This is a genomic window from Azospirillum sp. NS33, assembly GCF_059703765.1.
This window is the reverse complement of the sequence record NZ_BAAKJB010000014.1, coordinates 116680-135648: the sequence shown is the minus strand read 5'-3', so window position 1 is coordinate 135648 and position 18969 is coordinate 116680. Positions and strand designations below refer to the sequence as shown.

The 18969-nt window shown below is 71.8% G+C and carries 17 protein-coding genes; 11 read left to right on the top strand and 6 right to left on the bottom strand.

The genetic code is table 11. The features are described from left to right. Positions 1–46 precede the first annotated feature (46 nt). The gene (locus AC6H2I_RS14475; RefSeq protein ID WP_497501362.1) at positions 47–1804 is read right to left on the bottom strand and encodes a tetratricopeptide repeat-containing protein; all 1758 of its coding nucleotides are present in this window, start codon (positions 1802–1804) and stop codon (positions 47–49) included. A 308-nt stretch (positions 1805–2112) separates the two neighbouring features. Here AC6H2I_RS14475 and AC6H2I_RS14470 point away from each other — a divergent pair, with 308 nt between their 5' ends. The 9 genes from AC6H2I_RS14470 to AC6H2I_RS14430 all read left to right on the top strand — a co-directional run bounded on the left by AC6H2I_RS14470 (position 2113) and on the right by AC6H2I_RS14430 (position 10548). Then, the gene (locus AC6H2I_RS14470; protein ID WP_497501361.1) at positions 2113–2568 is read left to right on the top strand and encodes a (2Fe-2S)-binding protein; all 456 of its coding nucleotides are present in this window, start codon (positions 2113–2115) and stop codon (positions 2566–2568) included. Between the two features lie 14 nt (positions 2569–2582). Further along, positions 2583–4754, top strand: a complete 2172-nt coding sequence (locus AC6H2I_RS14465) for a xanthine dehydrogenase family protein molybdopterin-binding subunit (protein ID WP_497501360.1) — start codon at positions 2583–2585, stop codon at positions 4752–4754. A gap of 17 nt (positions 4755–4771) precedes the next feature. After that, complete coding sequence (gene soxX, locus AC6H2I_RS14460) at positions 4772–5209, top strand: sulfur oxidation c-type cytochrome SoxX (protein ID WP_497501359.1); 438 nt, start codon at positions 4772–4774, stop codon at positions 5207–5209. Beyond that, on the top strand, positions 5206–5673 hold the full coding sequence (locus tag AC6H2I_RS14455) for a thiosulfate oxidation carrier protein SoxY (protein ID WP_497501358.1): 468 nt from the start codon (positions 5206–5208) through the stop codon (positions 5671–5673). Before soxX ends, AC6H2I_RS14455 begins: the two co-directional genes overlap by 4 nt. A gap of 9 nt (positions 5674–5682) precedes the next feature. After that, positions 5683–6012, top strand: coding sequence for a thiosulfate oxidation carrier complex protein SoxZ (gene soxZ, locus AC6H2I_RS14450; RefSeq protein WP_497501357.1), 330 nt, complete (start codon positions 5683–5685; stop codon positions 6010–6012). Beyond that, the gene (gene soxA, locus AC6H2I_RS14445) at positions 6009–6782 is read left to right on the top strand and encodes a sulfur oxidation c-type cytochrome SoxA (RefSeq protein ID WP_497501356.1); all 774 of its coding nucleotides are present in this window, start codon (positions 6009–6011) and stop codon (positions 6780–6782) included. The genes soxZ and soxA overlap by 4 nt, the downstream gene beginning before the upstream one ends. A gap of 12 nt (positions 6783–6794) precedes the next feature. Next, positions 6795–8069 (top strand): FCSD flavin-binding domain-containing protein, encoded by a 1275-nt coding sequence (locus AC6H2I_RS14440; RefSeq protein WP_497501355.1) that lies wholly within the window; start codon positions 6795–6797, stop codon positions 8067–8069. A 299-nt stretch (positions 8070–8368) separates the two neighbouring features. Further along, a complete protein-coding gene (locus AC6H2I_RS14435) occupies positions 8369–9112 on the top strand; it encodes a response regulator (protein ID WP_497501354.1) in 744 nt (247 codons plus the stop codon). Continuing rightward, positions 9109–10548, top strand: a complete 1440-nt coding sequence (locus AC6H2I_RS14430) for a sensor histidine kinase (RefSeq protein ID WP_497501353.1) — start codon at positions 9109–9111, stop codon at positions 10546–10548. The genes AC6H2I_RS14435 and AC6H2I_RS14430 overlap by 4 nt, the downstream gene beginning before the upstream one ends. Before the next feature lie 90 nt (positions 10549–10638). Here AC6H2I_RS14430 and AC6H2I_RS14425 read toward each other — a convergent pair whose 3' ends face one another. The 3 genes from AC6H2I_RS14425 to AC6H2I_RS14415 form a co-directional block, all read right to left on the bottom strand. Continuing rightward, positions 10639–11073, bottom strand: coding sequence for a helix-turn-helix domain-containing protein (locus tag AC6H2I_RS14425; RefSeq protein ID WP_497501352.1), 435 nt, complete (start codon positions 11071–11073; stop codon positions 10639–10641). Positions 11074–11087: 14 nt separating this feature from the next. Further along, entirely contained in the window at positions 11088–11396 is a 309-nt protein-coding gene (locus tag AC6H2I_RS14420) for a DUF4258 domain-containing protein (RefSeq protein ID WP_497501351.1), read from the bottom strand. Between the two features lie 113 nt (positions 11397–11509). After that, the gene (locus tag AC6H2I_RS14415) at positions 11510–11962 is read right to left on the bottom strand and encodes a thermonuclease family protein (protein WP_497501350.1); all 453 of its coding nucleotides are present in this window, start codon (positions 11960–11962) and stop codon (positions 11510–11512) included. 556 nt (positions 11963–12518) lie between these two features. Between AC6H2I_RS14415 and AC6H2I_RS14410 the strand changes: the two genes are divergently transcribed. Then, the gene (locus AC6H2I_RS14410; RefSeq protein ID WP_497501349.1) at positions 12519–16193 is read left to right on the top strand and encodes a vitamin B12-dependent ribonucleotide reductase; all 3675 of its coding nucleotides are present in this window, start codon (positions 12519–12521) and stop codon (positions 16191–16193) included. 79 nt (positions 16194–16272) lie between these two features. Here AC6H2I_RS14410 and AC6H2I_RS14405 read toward each other — a convergent pair whose 3' ends face one another. Beyond that, complete coding sequence (locus tag AC6H2I_RS14405) at positions 16273–17073, bottom strand: cytochrome c oxidase assembly protein (RefSeq protein ID WP_497501348.1); 801 nt, start codon at positions 17071–17073, stop codon at positions 16273–16275. Positions 17074–17322: 249 nt separating this feature from the next. On the opposite strand from AC6H2I_RS14405, the gene AC6H2I_RS14400 reads away from it, so the two are divergent. Then, positions 17323–17586, top strand: coding sequence for a hypothetical protein (locus AC6H2I_RS14400; protein ID WP_497501347.1), 264 nt, complete (start codon positions 17323–17325; stop codon positions 17584–17586). A gap of 318 nt (positions 17587–17904) precedes the next feature. Here the strand turns inward: AC6H2I_RS14400 and AC6H2I_RS14395 are convergent, their stop codons facing one another. Next, positions 17905–18888 (bottom strand): LysR family transcriptional regulator, encoded by a 984-nt coding sequence (locus AC6H2I_RS14395; protein WP_497501346.1) that lies wholly within the window; start codon positions 18886–18888, stop codon positions 17905–17907. Between the last annotated feature and the right edge of the window lie 81 nt (positions 18889–18969).

The window sequence follows — 18969 nt, the reverse complement described above, 5'->3', positions numbered from 1 at the left end:
ACCGGGTGCAGGCCATGAGCGACCCGCACCTCCTGCCACCGTTCCCTCAGGTCAGCGGCGGCGCACAGCCAACGGGCAGCGGGTCTGACGGAGCGGTCTCTCCAAGCAACCGGGCAACCAGCTCTTGGCTGCTCTGGGTGTGGGGATGGCCAGGGCCGAGCCCGGGGTGCGCGGCCTGTGCCGCGGCGACGTCCTTGGCGATGGCAAGGGCGTCCGCACTCCGGCCGACGCGGTCGAGCACCTTGGCGACCAGCTCTCGGCCGCGCAGCGTCGCCGGATGGTCGGGGCCGAGCCCTGGGTGCGCCGCGTACGCCGTGGCGACGGCCGTGGCGATGGGCAGGGCCTCGGCGCTCCGGCCGACGCGGTCGAGCAGTCGGGCGACCATGATGCGGCTGATCAGGGTGTTGGGATGGTCGGGACCGACCCCGGGGTGGGACGCCTGCGCTGCGGCAACCGCTTCGGCAATGGGCAGGGCCTCCACGCTCCGGCCGGCGCTCTCGAGCAGCCAGACGACCAGATAGCGGCTGTTGAGAGTGGTGGGATGGTCAGGCCCCAGTCCTGGGTTGGACGCCATCGCCTCGGCGACATCCTTGGCGATGGGCAGGGCCTCTGCGGTCCGGCCAACGCTGCCGAGGAGCTGGGCGATCTGAAGGCGGCAGGCCAGGGTGTCGGGATGGCTGGGGCCCAGGCCGGCGTGCACCACCATGACGTCCGCGATGGCCTGGGCGATGGGCAGAGCCTCCGCGCTCCGGCCAAGGCTGTCGAGGAGTTGGGCAACCTGGAAACGGCTGGCCAGGGTGGTGGGATGGTCGGGACCCAGCCCCGGGTGCGCCGTCATTGCCGCGGCGACGGACTCGGAGAGGGGCAGGGCTTCCGCGCTGCGGCCGAGATTGTCGAGGAGTTGGGCCTCCAGAAAGCGGGAGAACAGGGTTTCGGGGTGGTCGGGGCCGAGGGCGGGATGGTCGCGCATCGCTGCGGCATCGCCCGACACCAGCGCCAGGGCGTCGTCGATCCGGCCGAGATCCCTCAGCAACATCGCTTTCTGCCGGCGCGCCAGGAAGGTCTGCAGCGCCCCTTTGCCGAGATGGCGTCGAAACAGACGTTCCGCCCGTTCGACCAGGGGCAGGGCCATATGGGGGACGCCGCGCAGGCGAAGACGTTCCGCCTGCGTGTGCAACGTCATGGCCAACTCGACCTGTTCGGCGTCGAACATCGGCAGCGCCACGTCGTCGGCAAGGGTCTTCAGTGCCTGCGGGAGCGGCAGGGCCGGCTGGCCCTCGTGCTGACGAAGCAACGCCGCTTCCCGCTGCAACGCGGCTCCATCGCGGGTGTGGGGCCAGAAGAGAATCGCGGCGGTGGCGTAGGCTTCTGCCGCCACCAGTCCTGCGGCGCGGGCCTCGCCCACCGCATGCGCCACCGCCCGTTTCGCCAGCGCCTCCATGACCAGCGCCGTCGCTTCACCGCAATGGTCCACCCACTCCGCCAACAGTCGGTCCGCCGTCTCCTCGTTGCCGTCGCGCCGTTCCCGGCCTGCCTTGGCCAGCACGGATTCGGGAAGCCGGTCCGTTTGCGTCTTGAGGTGATCTCTTTCCTTTTCCAGCGCCGCGAGCCGCCGATCCCGGCTCTCGATGTCGCTCTTCAGTTGGGAAATCACCTCCCGGGATCGGTCCAGGCGGCGCAACGCCAGAAGCGAAACGCCGGCCAAGGAGGCGGTCAGGACCGGCACCCCCACGCCCAGAAGGTTCGCGTAAGGGCCGGCGTCGTTGCCCAGGTCCTTGAGCCATTCGAACAGCGAATCGAGCATTGCTTCCTCAGGCCGGACAAGAGGGCGGCGGTGCCGAGACCCCACACGTACCATGCTAAAGATGTCTCTTGGACCGCATTCGCCAGCCCGCGTCGTTCCCGGACGGTTTTGGGGGGCATCTTCCCGGGGGGGCGTCGCCGCGGGCCACGGCGCGCAAGGGGTCGCCCGCGCCGAACCTGTATCAATCTGTGTCAGCCGCCACCCCCGGGACGCTCTGCGACAAATGTCCGTTCGCCCGGCAAAGTTTGGAGACACCTGCCGCCTAGAACCGCACTCTCCAGTTCTTCATGCATCGGGAGGTCGCGTTCATGGCCAGGATCAACGTCAACGGACAGGCCGTCGAGGTCGACGCCGACGGGGCGACGCCGCTGCTCTGGGTGCTGCGCGAGCAACTCGGGCTGACCGGCACCAAGTACGGCTGCGGTGTCGCCCAGTGCGGCGCCTGCACCGTCCACGTCAACGGGATGGCGCAGCGCTCCTGCGTCCTGCCCCTGGACGCGGTGGCCGAGACCGACCGCGTCGTGACCATCGAGGGCCTGTCGGCCGACGGCTCCCACCCCGTGCAGACGGCCTGGGTCGCGCTCGACGTGCCGCAATGCGGCTACTGCCAGGCCGGGATGATCATGGCCGCCGCCGCCCTGTTGGCCGCCAATCCCCGGCCCACCGACGCCGACATCGACGGCGAGATCACCAACATCTGCCGCTGCGGGACCTACCGGCGCGTGCGCGCCGGCATTCACCGCGCCGCGAACGGGAAAGCGTGAGGAGGGCGGACACCATGACCACGACACTCCACGTCTCGCGCCGCGGCTTCATCGTCGGCGGCGCCGCGGCCGGGTTCACCCTCGGCTTCCCGATCCCCTTCCTCGGCGGCACGGCGCAGGCCCAGGTCGGCTTTCCCGACGAGATCAACGCCTGGGTGGTGGTGAAACCCGACGAGCGGGTGATCATCCGCATCGCCCGCTCGGAGATGGGGCAGGGCACCCTCACCGGCCTGGCCCAGCTCGTCGCCGAGGAGCTGGAGTGCGACTGGGCCAACGTCTCCACCGAATACCCCACGCCGGCCACCAACCTGGAGCGCGGCCGGGTCTGGCAGAGCTTCTCCACCGGCGGCAGCCGGGGCATCCGCGAATCCCACGACTACGTCCGCCGCGGCGGGGCGGCGGCCCGGATGATGCTGGTGAGCGCCGCGGCGGCGGAGTGGGGCGTCGCACCGGCCGAGTGCCGGGTCGTGACGGGTGTGATCAGCCACCCCGGCTCGGGCCGCAGCACCACCTACGGCGCGGTCGCCGAGGCGGCCGCCCGGCTCGAGGTGCCGGCCGAGGTGACGCTGAAGGACCCCAAGGACTGGACCATCGCCGGCAAGCCGCTGAAGCGGTTGGACACCGCCGACAAGGTCACCGGCCGCCAGGTCTACGGCGCCGACCTGACCCTGCCCGGCATGCTGAACGCCACCATCCGGCAATGCCCCGTGTTCGGCGGAACCCTGCGGTCCTTCGACGCCGACGCCGTGCGGTCCATGCCGGGCGTGCGGGCGGTGGTGGCGGTCGACGACAACGCCGTCGCCGTCGTCGCCGAGCGCTGGTGGCAGGCCAAGACCGCGCTCGACGCCCTGCCGATCGACTGGGACGAGGGCGAGCACGCGGCGGTCACCAGCGCCGCCATCGACGCCTTCGTGGCCGAGGGCCTGACCGCCGACCAGGCCTTCGTCGGCAACCAGAACGGCGACGCCGCCGCCGCGCTGGCCGCCGCGGCGCGCACCGTGGAGGCGACCTACGCGTACCCCTACCAGCACCACGCGACCATGGAGCCGATGAACGCCACCGCACGGTGGACGCAGGACCGTTGCGAGGTCTGGTGCCCGACCCAGAACGGCGAGGCGGCGCTGGCCGCCACGGCCGACGCCGCCGGGCTGGCGCCCCAGCAATGCGACGTCCACAAGCTCCACCTCGGCGGCGGCTTCGGGCGGCGCGGGGCGGTCCACGACTACGTGCGCCAGGCCGTCCTGATCGCGCGGCAGATGCCCGGCATCCCGGTCAAGCTGCTGTGGACCCGCGAGGAGGACATGGCCCACGGCGCCTACCACCCGATCACCCAATGCCGGCTGACCGCCGGGCTGGACGCGGCGGGCAACCTGACCGCCCTGCGCATCCGGCTCGCCGGGCAGTCGATCCTGGCCGGGCTCATGCCGCAACGCCTGAACGGCGGCGCCGACCCCGTCGCCTTCCAGTGCTTCGCGCCCGGGGGCGACCACGCCTTCGCCTACAGCGTGCCGAACCTGCTGATCGACCACGCCATGCGCAACCCGCACGTGCCGCCGGGCTTCTGGCGCGGCGTCAACGCCAACCACAACACCATCTACGCCGAGTGCTTCCTCGACGAGGTGGCGCACGCCGCGGGCAAGGACCCGCTGGCGTTCCGGCTGGCCTTGATGGAGGATCATCCGAAGAACGCGGCGGTGCTGCGGGCCGCCGCCGAGCGGGCCGGCTGGGGCACCCCGGCGCCGGAGGGCGTGTTCCGCGGCCTGGCCCAGTGCACCGCCTTCGGCAGCCACATCGCGGCGTGCGCCGAGGTGTCGGTGACCGACGGGCGGGTGAAGGTCCACCGCATCGTCGCGGCGACCGACAGCGGGCACGTGGTGAACCCGCAGCAGGTCGAGGCCCAGGTGGAGGGCTCGTTCGTCTACGGCCTGTCGGCGGCGCTGTACGGCGCGTGCACGGTGGCCGACGGCCGCATCGAGCAGCAGAACTTCGACACCTACGTGGTCATGCGGATCGACGAGATGCCCGAGGTGGAGACCATCATCATGCCGTCGGGCGGCTTCTGGGGCGGGGTCGGCGAGCCGACCATCGCGGTGGCGGCACCGGCGGTGCTGAACGCCATCTTCGCCGCCACCGGCAAGCGCATCCGCTCGCTGCCGCTGGCCAAACACGACCTGGCCGCGGCGTGAGGCCGCCCGGCCCGGCCGTGCTGACGCTCTGGGTGCTCGCCATGGCGGGCGCCCGGGGCGCCGGCGGCGGGGAGCTGGTTCCCTTCGAGGTGCGGGGGGACGCCGTGCCCGCCCCCCTGGCCGGGCTGGCCGGCGACGCGGCCCGCGGCGAGGCCATCGTGCGCGACCGGCGGCGGGGCAACTGCCTGATCTGCCACGCCCTGCCGGTTCCGGGCGAGCCCTTCCAGGGCGAGATCGGGCCGCCGCTGGCCGGCGTCGGATCCCGGCTCAGCGCTGGCCAGATCCGGCTGCGGCTGATCGATCAGAGCCGGATCGCGCCGGACACCGTCATGCCGCCCTATTACCGGGTGGAGGGGATGGTGGACGTGGCGCCGGAGCACCGGGGCCGGCCGGCCCTCGACGAACAGGAGATCGAGGACGTCGTGACCTACCTCCAGACCCTGAGGGGACGATGATGCCGACCCGCCGGCAGGCGATGGTCGGGGCCGGTGCGGCCGGGGGGCTCGCCGCGCTGGCGCCCGCCGCGTGGGCGCCCGCGGCGTGGGCGACGCCGGCGCTGCGCGACGCGGCCGTGGCCGCCCTGACCGGGGGCGCCCCGGTGACCGACGGCCGGGTGACCCTGACCATCCCGGGGGTCGCCGAGAACGGGCTGTCGGTCTACGCGACCGTCGCGGTGGACAGCCCGATGACGGCGCACGACCACGTCCGCGCCATCCACATCCTGTCGGAACAGAACCCGATCGCCCGCCTGCTGACCGTCCACCTCGGCCCGCGGGCCGGGATCGCCAGGGTCTCCACGAACATCCGACTCGCCGCCTCGCAGGAGGTCACGGCCCTGGCCGAGATGAGCGACGGGAGTTTCTGGCGCGACCGCAAGTCGGTCGTGGTCACCATCGCCGCCTGCATCGACGGCGGATAGGAGGAGCCCATGGCACTGCCCGCCGCCCGCGTGTCGATGCCCGCCGAGGCCCGGCCGGGCGAGGTCCTGGAGATCAAGGCGCTGATCCGCCATCCCATGGAGACCGGCTACCGGGTCGATTCCCGGGGACAGCCGATCCCCCGGCACATCGTGCGCCGCTTCGCCGTCGCCTACGACGGCGCGGAGGTCTTCCGCATGGACCTGACCCAGGGCGTCGCCGCCAACCCCTTCATCGCCTTCACCGCCGTCGCCACCCGCAGCGGCGAGCTGGTGTTCACCTGGGAGGACGACCGCGGCGAGGTCGTCACCGTGCGCAAGATCCTGGTGGTCGCGCCATGAGAAGGCGTGGCCTGTTCCTGGCGGTGGCGGGCCTGGCGGTGGCGCTCCTGCCGGGGCTGGCCCGGGCCGAACCGCTGCCGTCGGGCACCCGCTTCCTCGGCGCGGAGCTCCAGGCCCGCCAGGCCGACGCGGCGGCCAACCCGGGCATGCTGTGGGTCGACGAGGGCGCGCGGTCGTGGGAAACCCCGGACGGGCCGGACGGCCGGTCCTGCGCGTCGTGCCACGGCGCGGCCGCGGTCGCCATGCGCGGGGTCGCCGCCCGCTATCCGGCGGTCGACGCCGGCAGCGGCGACCTGCTGAACCTGGAGGGCCGGATCAACCGCTGCCGCACCCGCCACCAGGGGGTGGCGCCGCTGGCCTACGAGTCCGACGGTCTGCTCGGCCTGACCGCCTTCGTCGCCCGCCAGTCGCTGGGCCTGCCCATGGCGGTCGCGACCGACGGAGCGGCGGCGCCGTATTATGAGGCCGGGCGGGCGTTCTTCCACCGCCGCCAGGGCCAGCTCAACCTGTCCTGCGCGCACTGCCACGACGCCAACGCCGGGCGGTCGCTGCGCGGCGACACCATCAGCCACGGGCTGGGCAACGGCTACCCCGCCTACCGCCTGGAATGGCAATCCCTGGGCTCGCTGCACCGCCGCCTGCGGTCCTGCTCCTTCGGGGTGCGGGCGGTGCGCTTCGCCGCCGGCGCCCCCGAATACCGCGCCCTGGAGCTGTACCTGGCCAAACGCGCCGAGGGCGTCGCCATCGAGACCCCCGCCATCCGCCCATAGCTGGAGACCGCCATGCCGACACGAAGGCACGTCCTCGCCGGGGCCGCGGCCCTGGCCGCCGCCGCGGGCGGACTCCCCCGTCCGGCGATCGGTGGTGCCAGGCCCAAGGTGGTGATCGTCGGCGGCGGGGCCGGCGGCGCGTCGGTGCTGCGGCGCCTCACCGACCGGGCCGGCGCCGCCCTCGACCTCACCCTGGTCGAGCCGCGGACCACCTACACCACCTGCTTCTACTCCAACCTTTACCTCGGCGGCTTCCAGACCCTCGACGTGCTGCAGCACGGCTACGAGCGGATCGCCAGGCGGCCCGGTGTCACCGTCGCCGCCGACACCGCCGTCGCGGTGGACCGGCCGCGGCGCCGCGTCGTCCTGGCCGGCGGGGCGGCGCTGGCCTACGACCGCCTGGTGCTGTCGCCCGGCGTCGCGCTCGACTACGGCTCGGTGCCCGGCTGGTCGCGCGACGCGGAGGAGCGGATGCCGCACGCCTGGACGGGGGGCGGGCAGATCGCGCTGCTGAAGCGCCAGCTCGACGCCGTGCCCGACGGCGGCCTGATCGTCGTCGTGGCGCCGCCGCTGCCCTACCGCTGCCCGCCCGGCCCTTACGAGCGGGTGTCGATGATGGCCCACGCCCTGGCCTCCACCGGCCGCGGCCGGGCGCGCATCGTGGTGCTCGACGCCAAGGACTCCTTCGCCAAGCAGGCCCTGTTCCAGCAGGGGTGGGAGACCCATTACCCCGGCATGATCGAGTGGATGCCGCCCCTCATCCACGCCGGCATCACCGCCGTCGACCCCGCGTCCATGAGCGTCTCCACCGGCTTCGAGACCTACCGCAACGCCGATCTGGTGAACGTGATCCCGCGCCAGAGCGCCGGCCGGATCGCGGTGACCGCCGGCCTGGCCGCCGCGGGCGGCTACTGCCCCATCGATCCCTTCACCATGGCCGCGCGGGACGACCCGGCGGTGTTCGTCCTGGGCGACGCGGCGATCGCCGGCGACATGCCGAAATCCGCCTTTTCCGCCCACAGCCAGGCGCAGGTGGTCGGCGACGCCATCGTCGGCGCGCTGCTGGACGGTGGCGAGGTCGCGGCCGACTACCGCAACCGCTGCTGGAGCCTGCTCGGCACCGACGACAGCGTGTTCGTGGGCGGCCGCTACCGGCCGACGGCGGAGCGGATCGCGCAGATCGAGAGCGACCTCTCCGGTCTCGACGACACGGCCGGGACGCGGCGGCGGAACTACGAGGACTCCGCCGGATGGTACGCCGGCCTGACGGGCGAGATCTTCGGCTGATGATCGCCGCGCCGGTCGCCGGCCCGGTTGCCGGCCCGGTTGCCGGTGGGGGGGTGCCCGGCCGGGCGGCTGGAGGGGGGCAGTGCCGCCGGCCGGGCGTCGGCCGAGGGGCTTCAACCGACAGGAGGATTGGTAGGGGCGAGATGTCGCCGGAGTGTGTCCGGTGGACCGGCCCCGTGTGTCGGCCTGTCGCAAGGCCCGGGGCTGACACACTTTTCCACACTTTCCCGCTTGGGATGTCCGGCCCGCCCGTGTCACGGTTCCGGACAGACCGGCGTTTTCCGTTCGGACGATGCTCCATGCCGCTGCCCCCCGACGACTCCCCCGTCCACCTGCTGCTGATCGACGACCACCGCGACATCCGCGAGACGCTGAGCCGCTATCTGGAGCGGCACGGCGTGCGCGTCACCGCCGGGGAGGACGCGGTGGCGGCCCGGCGGGTGCTGCGCACCGCAGCACCGGACCTCGTGGTGCTGGACATCATGATGCCGGGGGAGGACGGGCTCAGCCTGTGCCGCCACCTGCGGGAAACCACCGACATTCCCGTCATCTTCCTCACCGCGCTCGGCGAATGCACGGACCGGGTGATCGGGCTGGAGATGGGGGCCGACGACTACGTGGTGAAGCCCTTCGAGCCGCGCGAGCTGCTGGCGCGGATCAAGGCGGTGCTGCGCCGCAGCCGGAGCCTGCCGGTGGGGCCGGCGCGGCGGCGCGGCGAGAGCCCGCGGCTGGCCTTCGACGGCTGGGTGCTCGACCTGGGGCGGCGGGAGCTGACGGGCGCCGACGGGGTGGTGGTGTCGCTCAGCACCTCGGAGTACCTGCTGCTGGAGGCCTTCGTGCGCCATCCCGGCATCGTGCTGTCGCGCGACCAGCTCCTCGACCTGACCAAGGGGCGCGCGGCCGACGCCTTCGACCGCAGCATCGACAACCAGGTCAGCCGGCTGCGCCGCAAGGTGGAGGCCGATCCGCGCAACCCCGCCCTGATCAAGACGGTGTGGGGCGGCGGCTACTGCTTCGCCGGCAGCGTGAGCGATCTGCCATGATGGGGCTGCTGAACCGCGCCGTGCCGCGCAGCCTCTTCATGCAGATGGTCCTGCTCCTGACGGCGGCCGTCGTCGTGGCCAAGCTGGGGAGCTGGCTGGCCTACATGGACGAACGCGCCCTGGCCGTGCAGCAGATGCGGGTGGACGAGACGATCGCCAGGACGGCGGCGGCCATCCGGCTGGTCGCGAACACGCCGCCGGGCCGCCATGGCGACGTGCTGGAGGCGGCCGGCAGCCGGGAGTTCCGGTTCTCCTGGGACAGCCGGGAACTGGCCGCCCATGTCACGCCGACGCCCGAGGCCCTGGCGGCGGGCGGCCGGCTCAAGGCGATGGTGGGCGACGCGGTGAGCGACGTGCGGGTGCTGATCAAGCGGCCGAACGGCAGCACGCTGGTGTCGCCCGACGGCTCGGAGGAGCTGAAGCTGCTGGTGTCCGCCCGGTTCCCCGATGGACGCTGGCTCAACGCCGCCACCTACCAGACGCCGCGTCCGCCCATGTCCAACAGCACCGTCCTGGTCTCCGTGCTGACGTCCATCGGCATGGTCGTGATGGTCGCCTTCTTCATATCCCGGCGCATCTCCCGTCCCCTCAACTCCATCAGCGTGGCGGCGGAGCGGCTCGGCCGCGGCGAGGCGGTGGAGCTGGACGAGCACACGGGCCCGACCGAGGTCCGTCGTGCCGCGGCGGCCTTCAACGCCATGGGGGCGCGGCTGCGCCGGTTCGTCGACGACCGCACGCGCATGCTGGCGGCGGTCAGCCACGACCTGCGGACCCCCATCACCAACCTGCGCCTGCGGGTCGAGCTGCTGGAGGAGGGCGAGACCAAGCAGCGCATGCTGGAGAACGTGGCGGAGCTGCGGCTGACGGCCGAGGCCATGCTGTCCTTCGCCCGCGAGGAGGGCGGGGAGGACGCGCGGACGGTGGACCTGACGTCGCTGGTGGAGAGCGTGTGCGACGACATGGCCGACCTCGGCGCGCCGGTGACCTTCGCGCGGGCGCCGAAACTGCCGGTGGTGTGCCGCCCCTCGGCGATGCGCCGGGTGGTGCGCAATCTGCTGGACAACGCCATCGCCTACGGCACCTCGGCCACGGTGGCGGTGGTGCCGGAGGGCGGCGAGGTCCGCGTGGTGGTGGAGGACCAGGGGCCGGGGATCGCCGGGGACGAGCTGGAGCGGGTGTTCGAGCCCTTCGTCCGGCTGGAGGCGTCGCGCAACCGGCGCACCGGCGGCGTCGGCCTCGGCCTGTCGATCGCCCGCTCCATCGCCCGCGGGCATGGCGGCGACATCCACCTGGAGAACCGGCCGGGCGGCGGGCTGTGCGCCGTCCTCGTCCTGCCGGCGGTCTCCGCCCTGGGCGACCGCGCCGTCCGGCGCACGCAGCGGCGGCCGGTGGTGGGCTGGGTCCGGCCGGCCGGCGGGGCGGGGAAGGCGACGTGACGCGGGGTCTCGACGTCGAGTTTGCTCCGAGACGTGAGGCCGGGTTCGCGGCAGTGCACCTTCGATAGACGCCCGCCGTTGGCGGTCCCGCTATGCCGCGGCCCGCCAGCCTTCGGGGGTCTCCTCGAACACTTGGCGTTCGTGCTCTTGCCGGTCCAGGTCGTTCAGCCGGGCGACGATCTCCCGGATGTGGGCGTTGCCTTCTATGTGCTCGCGGTAGATCGCGCGAAGGAAACGGTCGGCCCAGGTCGGCACGCGCCCGCGCTTCTCCCACAGGGCGACGGACTGAGCGTCGTTGCCGAAATAGCCGGCAAGGGCGTTCTGCGACAGGTCGAGCTCGTTGCGCAGGAACCGGAATTCGCGTCCGGTGAGGTGCGCCTTCCGATGGACAAGCCCCATGCCGATGGCGTGATGCAGCCCGTTCGTGTCCTCGATCACCATCGCCGTGCCGTAGGGCGTGGAGTGAGGCGTAAAGCCATTGGCCAGCCACACGTTGGGAAGGCCGCATTCGGTGTAGTGGTACATCGTCGCCTCCTTCCTCAGAACACCGTGATAATCAGCAATGCGGTGCGCCATTCGATGGCGAGGCCGACCGTGATCTGTTCGCCGGCTGACATGCCGCGCATGTCCACCCGCCAATTCCCGTTCTCGTCCATCCACGGCTCCCCGTCGATGAATCCCCCCTGGACGACTCGCCGGGCCTGAGTGATCGAAATCTTGCGCTGCGCCATACGCTTCTTCGCGTGGGGCACGGGCACGATCCGATCCGGGTTCGCCGCAATCTCCTTGATGATCCGGGCGGCGGTCGGCTTGCTCAGCTTCAGCGGGACGACGCCTGGGTCGGTCATGACCTATAAATCTTATAGGCACGTGGGGGCGTCAAGGGCAGGGACGGGGTCGGGCGGGGTGTTCGCCTTTGAATTCCCTCTCCCCAGCGGGAGAGGGTTAAACAACCCATCCCCTACACCCCCTCGCACCACCCCTGGCGCGTCTCGCCGCCGTAGGGGCGGGCGAGGCCGGCCAGCAGCAGGGCGTTGGCCAGATCGGTGCCGAGCGCGGTGAGCACCCGCGCCCGCACGCGGCCACCATACTTGTCGGCCTGGACCTCCAGCAGGCGCACCGGGGCGCCGTCGACGAGCTGGCGCACCAGATCGCGGGCGGCCAGCGCCTTGACCTTCTCCTGGGGGCAGCGGGCCCGCAGCTCGGGGGTGTCCACCCCCTCCAGGCGCACCAGCGTCTCCACCATCTGGCCCAGCCAGATGGTGGCCCGCACCGACAGGGTGTCGCCGTCCACCACCTCCAGAACCTCCGCCGGGATCGGGCCGGGCAGGGTGCCCAGGTCGCGGCCGGCGACCGGCCCGATCAGGGCCGGCAGGCAGGCGAGCGTCAGCAACCAGGATCGGACGGCGCGCATGGGGCGGGTTCACGCTGCGGGGGGCTCAAGGCCTGGGTCACGCCGCGAGTCTAGGCGGCGCAGCGGAACGAAGCAAGGACATTGCTAGGCATATGGTCCTTAATCTGCCCGAACATGCGTATGTATTCTTGAATTTGATCCTATCGGTTGCGCGGTTGCGAGTCGGTGACCGCGACGCGCGAACAGGGCGCACGCGGCCGGTTGCAGCAGACTCGGCCTCGCCCGGCGGCCTCGTCCCCGATCGTGGCGAAGCCGTTGAAATCTTTCAGTCCTGTAATCTTGCCGACAATTTTCGACGTTTTGGAGGCGGGCGGAGGGGCCGCCGCCCACCCCGCGGTTACCCACATCAGACCTATATCTTGTGGGTAAACCCGTGCAAAACACCAGATCCGGTGCAAATCCCATTGCCGGCCGGTTCGGCTGTGGGTAGGGTGCCCCCAGGATACAGGATGTGGTGTTCGCCGGCCAGGGCAGCCGCCGCCGGGGACGCGCGCCATTCATTTTTTGATGAATCCACGCCAGCCACCACTGACGGGAACAGGGGAGCACGAGAGACATGCGGATTCAGCGACGTTTCACGACCGAGGGCAAGGACGCCTACGCCGCCTTCGCGTTCCGAACCGCAACCAGCGAAATCCGCAACCCCGACGGCTCGGTGGTGTTCTCCCAGTCCGGCATCGAGGTGCCGGACGGCTGGAGCCAGGTCGCCAGCGACATCCTGGCCCAGAAGTACTTCCGCAAGGCCGGCGTGCCGGCGGTCCTCAAGGCGGTGGAGGAGGAGACCGTCCCCTCCTGGCTGTGGCGCAGGGTCGCCGACGAGAAGGCCCTGGCCAAGCTGCCCAAGGAGGAGCGCTTCGTCGGCGAGACTTCGGCGCGCCAGGTGTTCGACCGCCTGGCCGGCACCTGGACCTATTGGGGCTGGAAGGGCGGCTATTTCGACGGGGAGGGCGACGCCCGCGCCTTCTACGACGAGATGCGCCACATGTTCGCCGCCCAGATGGCCGCCCCCAACAGCCCGCAGTGGTTCAACACCGGCCTGCACTGGGCCTACGGCATCGACGGCCCCAGCCAGGGCCACTTCTACGTCGACTTCAAGACCGGCCTGCTGACCTCCTCGGCGTCGGCCTACGAGCACCCGCAGCCCCACGCCTGCTTCATCCAGTCCGTCGGCGACGACCTCGTCAACGAGGGCGGCATCATGGACCTGTGGGTGCGCGAGGCGCGCCTGTTCAAGTACGGCTCGGGCACCGGCTCCAACTTCTCCAAGCTGCGCGGCGAGGGCGAGCGGCTGTCGGGCGGCGGCAAGTCGTCGGGCCTGATGAGCTTCCTGAAGATCGGCGACCGCGCCGCCGGGGCCATCAAGTCGGGCGGCACCACCCGGCGCGCCGCCAAGATGGTGACCGTCGACCTCGACCACCCGGACATCGAGGCCTACATCGACTGGAAGGTCATCGAGGAGCAGAAGGTGGCCGCCCTGGTCTCCGGCTCCAAGACCTGCCAGAAGCACCTGAACGCGGTGATGGCGGCCTGCGCCGAGGGGCACGACCCCAAGGAGAACCGCGGCCTCAAGCTGGCCATCAAGGCGGCCCGCAACGCCGGGGTGCCGGAGAACTACGTCCAGCGGGTGATGCAGTTCGCCGCCCAGGGCTACACCCACATCGACTTCCGCACCTACGACACGGACTGGGATTCGGAGGCCTACCTGACGGTGGCCGGCCAGAACTCCAACAACTCCGTGCGCATCAGCGACGCCTTCATCGGGGCGGTGCTGGACGACGGCGCCTGGGACCTCATCCGCCGCACCGACGGCAAGGTGGCCAAGACCCTGCGCGCCCGCGACCTGTGGGACAAGATCGGCCACGCCGCCTGGTCGTGCGCCGATCCCGGGGTGCAGTACGACACCACCATCAACGACTGGCACACCTGCCCGGCCTCGGGGCGCATCAACGCCTCGAACCCGTGCTCGGAGTACATGTTCCTGGACGACACGGCCTGCAACCTGGCCTCCTTGAACCTGCTGACCTTCCGCCGCCCCGACGGCTCCTTCGACGTGGAGGCGTTCGAGCACGGCTGCCGGCTGTGGACCGTCGTCCTGGAAATCTCCGTGCTGATGGCGCAGTTCCCCAGCCGTGAGATCGCCCAGCTCTCCTACGAGTTCCGCACCCTGGGCCTCGGCTATGCCAACCTCGGCGGCCTGCTGATGGCGGCGGGCCTGTCCTACGACAGCGACGCCGGCCGTTCGATCTGCGCCGCCATCTCCGCCGTTATGACCGGCACCGCCTACGCCACCTCGGCGGAGATGGCCGAGGAGCTGGGGCCGTTCGCCGGCTACGCCGCCAACCGCGACAACATGCTGCGGGTGATCCGCAACCACCGCCGCGCCGCCCATGGCGAGACCGGCGGCTACGAGGGGCTGTCGGTCAACCCCGTGCCCTTCGACCCGGCCCAGTGCCCCGACGAGGATCTGGCCGAGGCCGCCGCGCGCGCCTGGGACCGCGCCCTGGAACTGGGCGAGCGGCACGGCTTCCGCAACGCCCAGTCCACGGTGATCGCGCCCACCGGCACCATCGGCCTGGTGATGGACTGCGACACCACCGGGATCGAGCCGGACTTCGCGCTGGTGAAGTTCAAGAAACTGGCCGGCGGCGGCTACTTCAAGATCGTCAACCGGCTGGTGCCCGAGGCGCTGGCCACCCTGGGCTACGGCGCCGAGGCGATCGAGGCGATCGGGCGCTACGCGGTCGGCCACGGCACCTTGAAGGGCGCGCCCGGCGTCAACCACGAGACGCTGAAGGCCAAGGGCTTCGACGACGCCACCCTGGCCAAGCTGGAGACGGCCCTGGCCACCGCCTTCGACATCAAGTTCGCCTTCAACAAGTGGACGCTGGGTGCCGAGTTCATCGCCGCCGGGCTGGGCATCCCCGCGGCCGAGCTCGACCAGCCCGGCTTCGAGCTGCTGCCGCGCCTGGGCTTCACCCGCGCCGAGATCGAGGCGGCCAACACCTATTGCGCCGGCGCGATGACCCTGGAGGGCGCACCGCACCTGAAGGACGAGCACCTCGCCGTGTTCGATTGCGCCAACCCGTGCGGGCGCATCGGCAAGCGGGCGCTGTCGTGGAAGAGCCACATCACCATGATGGCCGCCGCCCAGCCCTTCATCTCCGGCGCCATCTCCAAGACCATCAACATGCCCAACGCCGCCACGGTGGAGGAGTGCAAGGACGCCTACCTGCTGTCCTGGCGCCTCGGGCTGAAGGCCAACGCCCTCTACCGCGACGGCTCCAAGCTGAGCCAGCCGCTGTCGGCCTCGCTGCTGGACGGGGTGGAGGAGGACGAGGAGGATCTGGTCGAGCGCATCGTCGAGGCCCCCAACGCCGCCCGCGTCCCGCTGCTCACCGAGCGGGTGGTGGAGAAGGTGGTCGAGAAGATCATCCAGCGCAAGATCGCCGACCGCCAGAAGCTGCCGCACCGCCGCAAGGGCTACACCCAGAAGGCGATGGTCGGCGGTCACAAGATCTACCTGCGCACCGGCGAGTACGAGGATGGCCGGCTCGGCGAGATCTTCATCGACATGCACAAGGAGGGCGCCGCCTTCCGGTCGCTGATGAACAACTTCGCCATCGCGGTGTCGATCGGGCTGCAGTACGGCGTGCCGCTGGAAGAGTTCGTGGAGGCCTTCACCTTCACCCGCTTCGAGCCGTCGGGCCCGGTGCAGGGCAACGACGCCATCAAGATGGCGACCTCGGTGATCGACTACCTGTTCCGCGAGCTGGCGGTGTCCTACCTGGGGCGCAGCGACCTGGCCCACGCCACGCCGGACGACCTGCTGCCGTTCACCGTCGGCTCGGGCGACGCCCAGGGCGACCTGCCGGTGGAGGAGGCGATCCAGCCCTCCGACATCGTGCGCCGGGTGGCGTCGACCGGCTATGTCCGCTCCAACCTGCGGGTGCTCGACGGCGGCCAGGCCCAGCGCGCGGTGGCGGCGGTGGCGCTCGCCACCGGCACCGACGGGCCGGTCGCCCCGACCGCCCGCTCGGCCGAGGTCACGGCGACCGCCAGCGTCACCGTCGGCATGGTGCAGGCCGTCGACACCCGCAAGGAGCGGGTGCGCGAGGCCCGCGCCCGCGGCTACGAGGGCGACCCCTGCGGCGAGTGCGGCAACATGACCCTGGTGCGCAACGGCACCTGCCTGAAGTGCGACACCTGCGGCTCGACGACCGGCTGCAGCTGACCGGTCGGGCGGGGCCGTACGACGAGGGGGGCGCCACGGCGCCCCCCTTTTCCGTTCCGGTGCATGGCCGTCCGGCCCCTCAGCCGGGGTGGGTGCGCTCCAGGCCGATCAGCCAGCGCGCCGTCGCGAACAGCGCCAGCGCGGTGTAGACGGCGGCGCCGATCACCCCCATCACCAGCCCGCCGAGCTGCTGGTCCTCCAGCGGGGTGAGACCCCAGGCGTAGGTGGTCGTCAGGTGGTAGGGGAAGAGAGGGTGCGTGGCGAAGATCAGCATCGCCGCCAGCAGCGCCAGATGGACCGAGGTGGCGAAGGCCGCCAGCAGGCCGCGCATGGCCGTCTCCCCCGGCTCAAGAACCGACCGCCACGCGGCGATGGAGGTCACCAGCAGGCTGATGTGCATGGCCCACAGCACCCCGTCGTGGCGCAGCGCCGCCATGTAGGGGCCGGGGATGTGCCAGATCCAGAAGAACAGGCCGAACAGGCCCCAGGCGACCTCGGGAATCGCCAGCGGCCGCGCCGCCGTGCGCGCCCACCGGCCCCACCGCACCGCTCCGGCGGGCCACGACCACAGCAGCAGCGGGGCCGCCAGCTGGATGGTCAGCAGGTGCTGGGCCACCCGGGCCGAGAACAGCGCCGAGGTCAGGTTGCACAGCGGCGACACGAAGGCGATGAACAGCACGGTCCATCCCGCGGCGAAGCACAGGGGCTGGTGCGCCGCGACGCGGCCCGGCGCGCGGCGCAGCACCACCGCGTAGGCGACCGCCGCCGCGGCGAAGGCGCCGAGCAGGACGGGGTCGCCGTTCCAGGCGGAGAGGAGCCCGCCGGGAACCGGCGGCGGTCCGCAGTACGGAACGAAGGCGGGCGTCGTCTGGGCGTCCATGCTGTGCTCCCCGGGCGGCTGCTCCCGGTTCAATGCGCCCGGCGGGGCGATGGTTCCCGGGGCGGCGGTCGGCCGGCCGGCCGCCGCCGCCGGCGGCCGCCTGGACCGCCAATAGGCAAGGGAATCCTTGTCATTCTGAAAAGTGTATTTTGCTTCAGCTTGTCGTGGGGCGCGGGTACGCTTTGCCCATCGAACAATCGAACCGGCGTCGGCCGGCGCCGTCCGGGCTTCTCCACGAGGGACCGTTCCATGACAGACCTGCATCACCCCGCGAGCCGCGAGACGGCCTTCGGCAACGCCCGCGCCCTGTGCTGCTCCGTCGAGCCGGAGGGGGTTTTCGCCGCCTTCGACGCCGCCATGGACATGGCGTGCTGGTTTGACGACTTCCTGCGCCGCTGCGAGGCGGCCGGCCGCTCCCGCCCGGCCGGGCCGGCCCCGGGCACCACGCCCGGCGCGGCGCGGGGCACCGCCGTCGGCACCGGCCATCGCGGCGCACCGGGCATGGTGGGTTGAGGCGCCGCACCCCTTCCGCACAAGGGACGGCGCTGAAACGGGAGGGGCCGCCCCACCGGGGCGGCCCCTTCATTCCTGCCAAACAGCGCACCTGGCAAACGGCGCACCTGCCAAACAGCGAAGGGCCGCCCCGAGGGGCGGCCCTTCCATTGCCTGCTGCGGTCCGTTCGGGCCGCCGCGCGTCCTGAGGTCGGTCGAACCGCTCAGGCGGCGCTGATCCCGGCCGAGGCGAGGATCCTGGTGACGGCGGAGCGGAGCCGCAGATCGGTGCAATGAGACACAGGATCACCTCCTTTCAGTTGTTGTCGGACGTCATGACTATGTAGGAACACCGGCCCGGTCCGCAAGGGGCGTTGTCGGCGCCACGGGCGGGACGGGCAGGGAGGCCAACCGTTCGGCGATGATGGCGGCGCCGCGGTCGACCAGGAAGGCGCGCAGCCGCGCCAGCACCGGCAGCAACGCCAGGGTGCGGCGGTGGGCCACGTACCACGAGCGCATCAGCGGCATGCCGTCGACCGGCAGCTCGGTCAGCAGGCCGCAGGCCAGCTCCAGCCCGATGGTGTGGCGCGAGATCAGGGCGATGCCCAGCCCGGCCATCACCGCCTGCTTGATGGTCTCGTTGCTGCTCGACGTCATGGCGATGGCGGGGGACAGCTCGGCCTCCTGGAACAGGCGGTCCATCATGGCCCGGGTGCCCGAGCCCTCCTCGCGGACGATGACCCGCGCGCCGCCCAGGGCGGCCAGCGGCAGCGACGGGCGGCGGGCCAGCGGGTGCGCCGGGGCGGCGATCATCACCGAGGGGTGCGGCGCGAAGGGGTGGCTCTCCAGACCGGCGTCCTCGGGCGGCCGGCCGATGATGGCGAGGTCGACCTCGCCGCCGGCCAGGGCCTCCAGCACCCGCTTGCGGTTGCCATCCTTCAAGGTGACGGTGACGGCGGGATGCTCCTCCTGGAACCGGCCCAGCAGGTGCGGCACCAGGTAGGTCGCCGTGGTCACCAGGCCGATGGTGACGTGGCCTTGGCTCACCCCCTTGAGGGCGAGCATGCGCTGGTCGGCGGCCTCCAGGGAGTCCAGCACGGTTTCGGCGCAGGCCAGCAGCTCGCGCCCGGCGTCGGTGAGAACGACCCGCCGGCCGACCCGCTCGAACAGGGCGAAGCCGCTCAGGCCCTCGATCTGCCGGATCTGGAACGAGATCGCGGCCGGGGTCAGGCCGAGGCGGTCGGCGACCCGGGCGAAGGACAGCGTGCGCGCCGCCTCCACGAAGATCTGCAACTGGCGGACGGTGGCGTGGCGCAGGCTCATCGGACGCGATCCCGGGGTGGCCGGGCCAGAGTGGGCCTTGGCGGCGGCGGCGGCAAGCGGCCGTGGCGCCCGGCCCCGTGC